This window comes from Paenibacillus sp. FSL K6-2524 (genome assembly GCF_038005525.1).
GTDB lineage: Bacteria > Bacillota > Bacilli > Paenibacillales > Paenibacillaceae > Fontibacillus > Fontibacillus anaericanus.
The window spans coordinates 3451366-3463024 of sequence record NZ_JBBOSP010000001.1; the positions used below are offsets into that span (position 1 = coordinate 3451366).

Consider the following 11659-nt stretch of genomic DNA (forward strand, 5'->3'; position numbering starts at 1 on the left):
TAGATCTCTACATCCTATATAGGGTGGGCTACTTCAATTTGAAGTAGATGAACGAAGCATCGTAATCCAAAGAAGTATCTTGGCGTTTAATCGCAAGAAGATTCTCTGCCCCTTTTACAATAGGTAATAAAACTTTACCGGAAGCTTCGAACGACTTGGATTCCCCATCTGCTACTTTTGGGAAATCGGATAATACTAAATCAATGTTATCGGATAAGGAACCATCAAAACCAAAGTCTGTTCCACCGATGATGGATCCACCGGAAGCTGTTTTCACGCCCCAGATTTCAGGAGTATATTGTGCAAGGTATAGGGCAACGAGACTTGAAGCCCCCTTTTTAAAAGTAGCATTCTTTACTTTCAGATCTAAATCAACCATAACGTAATCAATTTTGTCATCGTTCGCAGGACGTGTATATCCTAGCTTAACGATTTCATCTCGAGTAATAGGAGTTACTTTCTTAACAGCTAGAGTGTATTGTGCAGTTGTAGAATGATTTTCACTCGGATTGTAATTATAATAGTCAGTGTATGTAAATGCTGTACCTAGTTTAATTGGATCTGTCATTGTCCCTTTATTATTTGTCGTTGCAGAAGATGAAGTTGCTGGTGCTGCAGTTGCTTTAGCTGTTTCTGTTGCGGTTGGTGCTGCGGTTGGTGTTGGCGTAGCTGAAGGAGTTGGTTTTGTAGTATTATCCTTGTTCGGGATACCTAGCTCAGGTGCAACTTCACCCGAAGAGGTTATAACAACGGCTTGACGAGCTCCGTCCCATTCAACTGTAGCTCCCAAGGCTTCAGCAACAGCTTTAGCGGATACATAACTGTGTCCGTTATAAACGATAGGATACATCATACCTTCATCACTCGAAAAGTTTACCGATTTACCATCAACCTCTACCTTGATTGCCGCGTTCTCATAAGCAGTGATCTTCTTCAACGTGCTTGCAGCATAAGTAGCGGAACTAATTCCGAGAATCAATGATGCTACTGTAGTAACTACTAGTACTTTCTTAGTTAATAATTTCTTCATTCGTTTAATCAGTCTCCTTCATTTGATAGATATTTTATGTATGTGAAGTGCATAGATGACGTATTACATGAAGAGAAATTTTATAATAACTCTCCTTTTTATGTAATTCGACACAATTTTTATGATCCCTCCTCTTGTTTATACATTTATATCCTCGTTCCATATTCCCTCTTTAACAATGAATAATGATGCTGATCGCATACGGTTCCATCACTAAACCAATAATGTTCTCGAATAGCCCCTTCAAACTTAAAATCAAATTTATCTAACAATTTTATTGAAGATTGGTTGCGTGATGAGACGGTTGCGTATAGTTTATCTACAATTTAAAGAACACAAAAAGACCGCAGATAAATATCCACGGCCTATTTCAAAAATACAATGCTCTTCTATATCACACCAAGCAACTCGTTAACTTTGAGTATACCCTCTTTATGATTTGGGTCCAGCTCAATAGACTTTTGATAATGTTGCAATGCTAGGTTACGATCGCCCGAGAGCAAATACATCTCACCGAGACTATTATGCAAATTGGACGATTCAGGGAACAACCGAATGGAGAGTTCCAATATTGAAATTCCTTCCTGAAGCCATCCGCTTTCCAACATCATGTAAGCAAAAGCATTAAATTCACCTTCATGAACAAGATATCTCTCCAGGCTAGACTGTTGAATCTGAGCATATTCACTTATTGCAGCTTCAACTCCAGAAGTAATTGTGATCTTAACTAAATGAGACGCTAATGATCTCTTTACATATTGAACTTCTTCGCCAAGTACTATATCTAGAATTGCCTCACAAAGGACTTTATTACCGACAAAATCGGCATTCGTCATGATAGCAATAGCTACTCCATTCTCAGGTAAAAGCAGAAGATTACTCCGGAATCCGGTGTCCATACCTGAATGAGATCTAACGTTACACCCTTTATATTGTCCCAAAAACCATCCAAGTCCAACAAACTCAGACCAGCCTTCATAATAGGTAGGAGCATTTTGAGTCCACATTTCATCATAGCTATTGTTTCCAAGAATCCTTGCTCCACTTGACGTTTCGCCCCGATTCAAGTGGGTAAGTGCGTATTTGCACAACTCAACGACATTGGTATATAAAGTGGAACTTGGACCATGGGCACGATGATAAGGAAATATTTCACTTATCTCAGGACCAAAACCTTCTTTTATCCCTAAAATATGGGGTGTCGCAAGTTCATTATAAGGAATCTCTTGTATTAAAAACGAACTTTCCAGCATCGATGTTGGAATTAGAATTCGCTCTTTCATATACTGCTCAAAAGAGATTCCACTCACCTTGGCTATCACATCACCCAAAATTTCAAAGCCAATGTTGCTGTAATAAAATGATTCCTCAGGATCCTTTAAAAGCTTATGATCGTGCATGCTTCTAACATACCTTTCCAGGCTTCCCTCATCATATTCAGGACGATCCCAACCGAAGTCATCCTCATCAGGCATGCCAGACGTATGATTTAAGAGCAGACGAACAGTAACTTGTTGATACCTATCATCTGCCAATATGAAATAAGGTAAATAAGTGGATATAGAGGCGTCCAAGTTAATTTTACCTTGCTCCACAAGCTGCATAATCCCCGTCACAACTAATGTTTTGGATACGGATGCCATGTGAAACAAGGTGTGTTCGTCGATGGCTTCTCCAGTCTGCACATTTTTTACTCCGAAGCCCTTCGCGTAGATCATCTGATGATCATATACGACACCAACAGCTAATCCGGGAGCGAGTCCATCATGAAAGAATTGAGGTACGATCAGATCCAAGTTATCAATAATACGCTGTATAGTACTCATTGTATTACCTCCGATTATTTTATTTAAGTTATCAAATAGCAAGAGATTATTAACTACAATGAGTTATACCAACGGTTTCACGTCCCTTCTGGATTGTTAAATTATAACACATCACTTAACTTTTTTATCCTAAAATATTCCTTTTTGTGGCTTTTAGTATTGTAGCTTCAAAAAAAACGAAGTACCCCGTCCTAAAGGGCACTTCGTTCTTACAAACTTATGAATGAAAGTCTAGGCCAGTACGAACTTCTTGGATGTATCCCGTACGGATAGTAAAATCTCCAAAGTGTTCGCCTTTACGTCGATCTTTGGCATATTGAACAATGATGGGTTGCAATGATTGCAGAATCTCTGTTTCACCAATGTTTTCTTTATACAGTTTGTTCAACCGGTTCCCAGCAAACCCACCACCCAAATACAAGTTGTACTTGCCTGGGGCTTTACCTATCAGGGCGATCTCCGCCAAACCTGGTCTGGCACAACCATTTGGACAACCTGTCATACGGATGACAATCTCCTCATCCTGCAAGCCAGCTTCCTTCAGCAGCGGTTCGATCTTATCAAGCAAGGTTGGCAAGTAGCGCTCCGATTCGGCCATCGCAAGTCCACAAGTTGGAAAAGCTACGCATGCCATGGAATTTCTTCGCAAAGCCGAATAATGGATCCCATCGGTGAGCCCATGACTCTTTGCTAACTCATCGATCTTTTTCTTCTTCTGGCTAGTAACTCCCGCTATGATCAAATTCTGGTTCGGAGTAAGCCGGAAATCTCCCGTATGGATCTTGGCAATTTCGCGTAGCCCCGTCATCAACTGGTAGTTATCCTCGTCTTTGATCCGTCCATTCTGGATAAACAGCGTCAGATGCCACTTCCCTTGGGTCCCTTTTACCCAGCCGTAACGATCTCCATTATGATCAAAATGATAAGGCCGAGCTTCCTCAAGCCCCCATCCTAGTCGATTACTCAGTTCTTGTATGAACCATTCGATCCCGCGATCGTCAATCGTATACTTAAAGCGCGCATGTTTGCGGACGGATCGATCCCCGTAATCACGTTGAATGGTAACCGTCTTCTCCGCCAATTCAATTACTTGCTCTGGTGTACAGAATCCAATCACTTGACCGATTTGAGGATAAGTCTTTGAATCACCGTGTGTCATCCCCATTCCGCCACCTACGCTAACGTTGAATCCCTTTAGACTCCCATTTTCAATAATTGCAATTAATCCGAGATCTTGGGAAAATACGTCAACTTCATTGGCAGGAGGAACAGCTAGACCAATTTTGAACTTACGTGGTAAATACACAGATCCATAGATCGGCTCTTGTTCTTCACTACCCTCTTGACTGTCCACCACTTTCTCACCGTCAAGCCAGATTTCGTGATAGGCATTCGTCTGAGGTTCTAAATGTTTGCTGAGTCTACTGGCCCACTCGTATACTTCTGCATGAATTTCGGATTGCTCCGGATTCGGATTACACATCACGTTGCGGTTTACATCTCCACAAGCAGCAAGTGTGGTTAGCAGCGAATCATTCACTTCTTGGATCGTCTTCTTCATGTTCCATTTAAGCACACCATGTAACTGAAACGATTGACGAGTGGTCAGACGAATAGTTCCACTACCATATTGTCCTGCAATTCGGTCCATCATAAGCCACTGATCCGAAGTCACTACACCTCCAGGAGCTCTTACTCGTAGCATGAACTGATAAGCTGGTTCTAGCTTCTGCTTCTTTCGTTCATTGCGCAAATCACGGTCATCTTGCATATAACTGCCATGAAACTTCATTAACCGGTTCTCATCCTCGGGTATAGACCCTGTGATTCTATCTTGAAGCACCTCAACAAGCGTTCCGCGGAGGTAATTACTTCTGGTTTTGATATCTTCAACATCGCTATGTGGGGCACTGTTTGACGACAATAAGTTGTTATCGGACATTTAGCTTTCTCCTCTCGTAATCCTCGGAACTAATCATTAGTAAACATCCCGCTGATAACGTTTTTGCTGTTGCATTTGGGTCAAGTATTCCACTGCTTCTGCTGGGCCAAGACCGCCCTCTTGCTCAAGAATTGTAATCAGAGCCGCATGTACGTCATGAGCCATCTTATTCTCGTCACCGCATACATACACAACAGCCCCATTTTGCAACCATTGATAAATCTCCTGACTCTGTTCGAGCATTCGATGCTGTACATACACTTTCTTATCCGTGTCACGGGAGAATGCTACATCCATATGAGTTAGCACGCCGTCTTTGAGCCAACGTTGCCAGTCTAATTGATATAGAAAATCGGTGGCAAAATGCTGATCCCCATAGAACAGCCACGTCTTTCCAGTTGCCCCAGCCTCTTCTCGTTCACCTAAGAAGGCTCTGAATGGTGCTACTCCTGTACCTGGTCCGATCATGATGATTGGTGTGTCCCCATTCTCGGGAAGTTTGAAATTATCATTATGTTGAATGTATACAGGCAATGTGTCGCCGGGCTGAATTCTTTCTGCCAGTTGTACCGAGCAAACGCCATATCGATCACGGCCTTTAGCTTCGTATCGCACCGAACGGACCGTAACATGTACCTCATCTGGGAATGCTTGTGGACTGCTGGAAATCGAGTACAGTCGTGCGGGAATTTTGCGCAATTGGGCTACAAATTCACTCGCGTCAACTCCTTGAAGAGAGTAGTCTTCTACTAAGTCCAGTAAATCTCGTTCACTAAGATATGTCCGTAGCTCTTCTTCGTGGTCTACCGCCAGTAACTCCTTCAGTCGAGAGTTTCCTGTAAGTTCAGCCAATTTCGTCAGTAAAGGTTTAGTTAGTACTGTGATTTCAAAATGGCGAAGTAACGCATCTCTTAATGTCCGCACTTCCCCCGTCTTATGTAAAGTAATTTGTTCGTCAGTTTTCCATCCGAACGCGGCAATTAGTTCATCCACAAGCCGAGCATTATTCTCAGGATAGATCCCCAAGCTATCACCGGGCTCGTATTGAAGATTTGATCCTTCTAGAGAGATCTCAATATGGCGAGTTTCTCTGTCCGATCCACGGCCATTCAAGTTTAAATTCTCCAGCACCTCAGCCTGAAACGGATTCGTACGAGAATATTCGGATTCCGCATTCTCCAAGATCCCTACACTACTAACTCCGTTAGTAACTACGGAACCAGTTGATTCCTTTAAAGACCCCAACACTTGATTGATCCACTCCGCAGCGGGTTCGTCAAAATCCACGTCACAATCTACACGCGGAACAAGTTGCTTGCCGCCTAGCTCTTCCAGACGTTTGTCGAAATCCTTACCCGTTTGGCAGAAGAACTCATAAGACGTGTCTCCTAATGCGAGCACTGAATAACGTAAGCCATCTAATTGAGGTGCTCTTTTGCTATTCAGAAATTCGTGGAAAGGAATCGCGTTGTCCGGCGGTTCTCCTTCTCCATGAGTACTGACTAGAATGAGTAGGTTTTGGATTTTCTTCAAGTTATTTGGTTTGAAGTCACCCATGGATGTGAGCACTACCTGAAATCCTTGATCTTCTAGTCTTTTGGACACCTTTTTTGCTAGTCCATGACAATTACCCGTCTGCGATCCGAAGAGAACGGTGACCTCTTTGGAGGTGACTTGCTCATTTGTAGCCGTCGCCGTAATAGGTGCTACAGTGGGCACTAATGTAGCGGAAGCTACTGTTCCCTGTAGAGCAGTAAGATACCCGTTCAACCATAAACGTTGTGACTCTGTTAACAAAGGTAATAAACGATTAAGTAATTCTACTTGCTCCTGATTAAAAGGACTGTTTGTGACTTGGAGTTCCAACATGTTCACCTCTCGCAACTAACTTTATTATTAATTCCTAGTAAATCCATCTAATTAATCTTCTTCTTTGAACTTATCATAGCTGATGTAACAGGTCAATTAGAATGATCTTATAAAGTCTATCAGGATTATTGATAAAGGAACGGTTTCTATCTAGCATGATATAATAGAGACACTAGACTATAGCAAAGTGTAAGGAGATAACAATAATGAAGCTGATATCATGGAATGTAAACGGCCTGAGGGCATGTGTTACGAAGGGTTTTGTGGATTACTTTAATGAGGTCCAAGCAGATATATTTTGTATTCAAGAGTCTAAGCTACAAGAGGGTCAGATTAACTTAGAAATCGGCGAAGAGTACGAGCAATATTGGAATTATGCGCAAAAAAAGGGCTACTCGGGAGTTGCCATCTTTACACGAATTAAGCCCCTATCGGTACGTTATGGGATTGAAGAGGATCATGAGCCTGAGGGTAGGATTATCACGCTGGAGTTTGACAATTTCTATCTAGTTAATGTCTACACCCCAAATGCCAAGCGCGATCTGTCTCGACTTGACTATCGTATGGAATGGGAAAATCGGTTCCGGAGTTACCTATTGCAGTTAGACGCTCAGAAACCTGTTATCGTTTGTGGCGATCTGAATGTCGCTCATCAAGACATTGATTTGAAGAATCCAACCTCTAATCGTAACAACTCTGGCTTTACTACGGAAGAGCGCGGTAAGATGACAGAACTTCAAGAGGCAGGATTTGTCGATACATTTCGTCATTTCTACCCGGATCAAATTGGTGCGTATTCATGGTGGTCCTATATGCCAAAGATTAGAGAGCGAAATGTGGGATGGAGAATTGACTATTTCTTGGTATCCTCAAGATTAACCGAGTCCCTCATCCATGCGGAAATTCATCCCCATGTTATGGGTAGCGACCATTGCCCTGTTGTTTTGGATATTAATCTGTAATATTAATGTCATTAACTATATGAATTAATTGAAACAAAAATGCCCAAGGAATGATGTTCCTAGGGCATTTTTGGTATTCTCAGGTATTATATCCTCCAGCGATCGAAAGACCTTTTCGCTTTCGTTATGCTTCGAAATCCTAATTCAATAAGTCTTCGACTTGTTCGAGATCGGCTTGATCTTGCTGTAGATCTTCATATGCCCGCTGCAGCGGCTCCTGATTCAAGCTTCCCGCTGCTTGTGACAACGCATTTTCCGCCTTATTAATTGCATTATAGGCATTCTCCACCGTTTCATCACTCGGATGAGATTGTGCTTGTTTTACTGCGCGATGAACTTTTCCTACTGATTGCTGCGCGTCGGCTAACGGACTTTGTGCTTGTAAACTTGAATATGGGTTTTGCATGTCCATCCTCCTCAAGTATGGTTTAGGTGTAATATCAGTACCCATATAATTTGAGTCAGACCGTTAGATACTATACGTCGCATGAATCCAAGAGATCTGGGCAAACTTTAATAAACACATAACATATAGGATTATGGTGAACAAATGCTCCCTCTTCGTTGTTTCTTTTTAAATATCATGAGTCTGATAGTTCTGTTCATTGCCATTCCATTAGGGCATATTAATGCTCAAGTCGTTCCTGTCCTCCCCTTGATCATGGAACCTGAGGTAATATCCATTGAAGTTTATCCCCATCAGCATAAATTAATTGTTATTAAAGACCATCGGCTTTATAAGACATATAAGGTTGCTGTAGGGAATCCAACCACACCGACACCGGTTGGTGAATTCCACATCATTTACAAAGGAAAGGACTGGGGAGCCTCGTTTGGTCCACGATGGCTTGGATTAGATATACCTTGGGGAATTTACGGGATCCATGGTACGAATAAGCCCTCTTCCATTGGTCAGCATCTCAGCCACGGTTGTATTCGTATGAACAATCACGATGTGAAAGAATTATATGATCTCATTCCTATCGGAACCAAAGTAACGATTTATGGTCACGTTCTTGGTGAACTCAATCGTGAGCCAAGGACACTTGCTGAGGGTGATATTGGTGCCGATGTTCAGTTAATTCAAAGCCGATTGAAAAGCGCAGGGTACTTCTTCGGCAGATGCGATGGGAAATTCCGTGCCTCCACGACTGTAGCGGTTAAACAGTTTCAACGAGATCAAGGAATCATTTCTAATGGTGTAGTTTCGGAAATTATTTATGAGCGTCTAGGCTTAGTTGAATAAAACAACAAAAAGCCGATCACCTTTAGAGGTTGATCGGCTTTTGACTTACAAATTAAAGCATCATTTAGAATACTTTCGTCGTCCATGATTCACAATTCCATGTTTCTGTAACAACATCTTTGTAAAATTCAGGTTCATGGGAAATGAGCAGAATACTACCCTTATATGCCTTAAGTGCACGCTTAAGTTCCTCTTTAGCATCCACATCCAAGTGGTTCGTAGGCTCATCGAGTACGAGCAAGTTCGATTCACGGTTGATCAGCTTGCAAAGTCTTACCTTTGCCTTCTCACCACCGCTTAGTACAGTGATTTTGCTCTCTATATGTTTGGTTGTGAGCCCACATTTGGCTAATGCCGCACGTACTTCGAACTGAGAATAGGAAGGGAACTCATTCCAAACTTCCTCGATACATGTATTGTAGTTGGCATCTTTCATTTCCTGTTCGAAATAACCAATGTCTAGGTTCTCTCCACGGCGAACAGATCCCTCTAACCCTTGAATTTCTCCTAAAATACTCCGTAGCAATGTTGTTTTACCAATTCCGTTTGCTCCGACAAGTGCGATCTTTTGACCACGTTCCATACGGAGGTTAAGCGGTCTGGATAGTGGTTCTTCATAACCGATGACGAGATCCGTAGTTTCGAATACCATTTTGCCAGATGCTCTAGAGTACATGAAGTTAAACTGTGGTTTAGGTTTTTCCTTGGCAAGTTCAATAACATCCATTTTGTCGAGCTTCTTCTGTCTGGACATCGCCATGTTACGGGTCGCTACACTCGCTTTGTTACGTGCTACAAAGTCCTTCAAACCCGCAATTTCTTGCTGTTGGCGTTTATAGGCAGATTCCAATTGCGATTTCTTCATTTCGTAGACCTGTTGGAAATAGTCATAGTCACCAACATAGCGGTTAAGCTCCTGATTCTCCATATGGTAGATCAGGTTAATAACGCTGTTCAGGAATGGAATATCATGAGAGATCAGAATAAATGCATTCTCATATTCTTGCAGATAGCGAGTTAACCAATCGATATGCTGCTCATCGAGATAGTTCGTCGGCTCGTCCAAGAGCAGGATATCAGGTTTTTCGAGTAGCAACTTCGCAAGTAAAACCTTTGTACGCTGTCCACCACTAAGATCGTTGACGTCTTTATCCAATCCAATGTCGGTAATACCAAGTCCACGTGCAGTTTCATCAATCTTGGCATCGATCATATAGAAATCCTGGTTAGTCAAAGTATCTTGAATCGTTCCAACATCCTCAAGCATTTGCTCAAGTTCCTCTGGTGAGACGTCACCCATCTTGCCGTACATGTCGTTCATCTCTTGTTCCATGTCGAACAGATATTGGAATGCCCCCTTCAGGACATCGCGGATCGTCATACCTTTGTTAAGCACTGCATGCTGATCGAGATATCCAACACGCATGCGTTTGGACCATTCGATTTTACCCTCATCCGGTTGAAGTTTGCCTGTAATGATGTTCATAAAAGTGGACTTACCTTCACCGTTGGATCCAATGAGTCCGATATGCTCCCCTTTGAGCAGGCGGAAGGATACGTCATTGAAAATGGCGCGATCTCCAAAACCGTGACTTAATTTTTCTACATTTAATATACTCATGAATTGACACCTTTTCTGTTTGATATTTTCTCGTTATATTATAAGCGTAATCAACTGAATAACTCAATCCTCACTCCATTTTAAATTAAAACAAAAACAGGAGCGCTAAGCACCCCTGTTTGAATTTTGATTGATCACTATATCCTTTTGTAGACAATAATCAAATGTTAGGCCAATATTTCATCTATTCGTGTCAATTCCTCATCTGTAAAGGACAGATTGTTAATGGTGCCAACCGCATCTTCGATTTGGCTGACTTTACTTGCTCCGATCAAGGCGGAAGTGACTTTCCCACCGCGGAGTACCCAAGCCAGCGCCATTTGAGAAAGTTTCTGTCCACGCTCTGCAGCCAGTTCATTAAGCTTAGTAACTTTCGCTAGCACCTCATCTGTCAGTTCATTCGAGTTCATAAATACGCTAGGCCCTGCAGCTCTGGAATCCGGCGCGATTCCATTTAGATAACGATCCGTCAGAATCCCCTTATGTAGAGGTGAGAATGCGATCGAGCCGATTCCTTCTTCCTCTAAGGTTTGAAGTAACCCTTGCTCCGGTCCACGTCCCATCATAGAATACTGAGGTTGATGGATAAGACAAGGCGTACCGAGTCGCTTGAGAATTCGAGAAGCTTCAATTGTCATTTCAGGCGAATAGTTTGAAAGTCCAACATAAAGTGCTTTACCCTGACGAACTAGCAGGTCAAGTGCTGCCATGGTCTCTTCAAGTGGAGTATCCTGATCCGGACGATGGTGATAGTAAATATCAACATAATCAAGTCCCATTCTTTTCAAACTTTGATCTAGGCTAGCGACTAAACTCTTCTTAGATCCCCATTCCCCATATGGACCTGGCCACATGTAATAACCTGCTTTGGTCGATATAATTAATTCATCACGGTAGGCGCCAAGATCATCTTTTAAAATTCTGCCGAAAGTTTCTTCTGCTGAACCAGCGGGTGGACCATAGTTATTAGCTAAGTCAAAATGCGTGATCCCTAGATCGAATGCTCGTCTCACCATGGCTCTTCCATTCTCATACTTATCTATACCACCGAAATTATGCCATAGTCCTAGCGAAATAGCGGGTAGTTTAAGGCCACTATTCCCACTTCTCCGATATGTCATCATTTCGTATCTCTTATCATCTGCTACATAAACCACATTCAT

9 protein-coding genes are annotated in these 11659 nt (G+C 42.3%); 2 read left to right on the forward strand and 7 right to left on the reverse strand.

What is annotated here, in order from left to right:
- Positions 1 to 28 precede the first annotated feature (28 nt).
- From NST85_RS15820 to NST85_RS15835, 4 genes are all read right to left on the reverse strand, one after another.
- Complete coding sequence (locus NST85_RS15820; protein WP_341189748.1) at positions 29 to 1030, reverse strand: stalk domain-containing protein; 1002 nt, start codon at positions 1028 to 1030, stop codon at positions 29 to 31.
- Positions 1031 to 1419: 389 nt separating this feature from the next.
- Positions 1420 to 2856, reverse strand: a complete 1437-nt coding sequence (locus tag NST85_RS15825) for a serine hydrolase (protein ID WP_341189749.1) — start codon at positions 2854 to 2856, stop codon at positions 1420 to 1422.
- 217 nt (positions 2857 to 3073) lie between these two features.
- Positions 3074 to 4798, reverse strand: coding sequence for an assimilatory sulfite reductase (NADPH) hemoprotein subunit (gene cysI, locus NST85_RS15830; RefSeq protein ID WP_341189750.1), 1725 nt, complete (start codon positions 4796 to 4798; stop codon positions 3074 to 3076).
- A gap of 36 nt (positions 4799 to 4834) precedes the next feature.
- Positions 4835 to 6664: an assimilatory sulfite reductase (NADPH) flavoprotein subunit gene (locus tag NST85_RS15835; protein ID WP_341191120.1), complete on the reverse strand. Its 1830-nt coding sequence runs from the start codon at positions 6662 to 6664 to the stop codon at positions 4835 to 4837.
- Positions 6665 to 6873: 209 nt separating this feature from the next.
- Here NST85_RS15835 and NST85_RS15840 point away from each other — a divergent pair, with 209 nt between their 5' ends.
- Complete coding sequence (locus tag NST85_RS15840; protein WP_341189751.1) at positions 6874 to 7629, forward strand: exodeoxyribonuclease III; 756 nt, start codon at positions 6874 to 6876, stop codon at positions 7627 to 7629.
- A gap of 139 nt (positions 7630 to 7768) precedes the next feature.
- Here the strand turns inward: NST85_RS15840 and NST85_RS15845 are convergent, their stop codons facing one another.
- Positions 7769 to 8035 (reverse strand): hypothetical protein, encoded by a 267-nt coding sequence (locus NST85_RS15845; protein WP_127192859.1) that lies wholly within the window; start codon positions 8033 to 8035, stop codon positions 7769 to 7771.
- A 177-nt stretch (positions 8036 to 8212) separates the two neighbouring features.
- On the opposite strand from NST85_RS15845, the gene NST85_RS15850 reads away from it, so the two are divergent.
- Positions 8213 to 8875, forward strand: a complete 663-nt coding sequence (locus NST85_RS15850) for a L,D-transpeptidase family protein (protein ID WP_341189752.1) — start codon at positions 8213 to 8215, stop codon at positions 8873 to 8875.
- A 64-nt stretch (positions 8876 to 8939) separates the two neighbouring features.
- Here the strand turns inward: NST85_RS15850 and NST85_RS15855 are convergent, their stop codons facing one another.
- Both NST85_RS15855 and NST85_RS15860 read right to left on the reverse strand, forming a co-directional pair.
- Positions 8940 to 10496 (reverse strand): ABC-F family ATP-binding cassette domain-containing protein, encoded by a 1557-nt coding sequence (locus NST85_RS15855; RefSeq protein WP_307397598.1) that lies wholly within the window; start codon positions 10494 to 10496, stop codon positions 8940 to 8942.
- Positions 10497 to 10663: 167 nt separating this feature from the next.
- Positions 10664 to 11659, reverse strand: a complete 996-nt coding sequence (locus NST85_RS15860) for an aldo/keto reductase (protein ID WP_445671183.1) — start codon at positions 11657 to 11659, stop codon at positions 10664 to 10666.

Coding starts and splice junctions, on each gene's coding strand:
- NST85_RS15860 (WP_445671183.1), bottom strand. CDS start 11,659: ATGAATGTGGTTTATGTAGCAGATGATAAGAGATACGAAATGATGACA.
- NST85_RS15845 (WP_127192859.1), bottom strand. CDS start 8,035: ATGCAAAACCCATATTCAAGTTTACAAGCACAAAGTCCGTTAGCCGAC.
- NST85_RS15825 (WP_341189749.1), bottom strand. CDS start 2,856: ATGAGTACTATACAGCGTATTATTGATAACTTGGATCTGATCGTACCT.
- cysI (WP_341189750.1), bottom strand. CDS start 4,798: ATGTCCGATAACAACTTATTGTCGTCAAACAGTGCCCCACATAGCGAT.
- NST85_RS15855 (WP_307397598.1), bottom strand. CDS start 10,496: ATGAGTATATTAAATGTAGAAAAATTAAGTCACGGTTTTGGAGATCGC.
- NST85_RS15820 (WP_341189748.1), bottom strand. CDS start 1,030: ATGAAGAAATTATTAACTAAGAAAGTACTAGTAGTTACTACAGTAGCA.
- NST85_RS15840 (WP_341189751.1), top strand. CDS start 6,874: ATGAAGCTGATATCATGGAATGTAAACGGCCTGAGGGCATGTGTTACG.
- NST85_RS15850 (WP_341189752.1), top strand. CDS start 8,213: ATGAGTCTGATAGTTCTGTTCATTGCCATTCCATTAGGGCATATTAAT.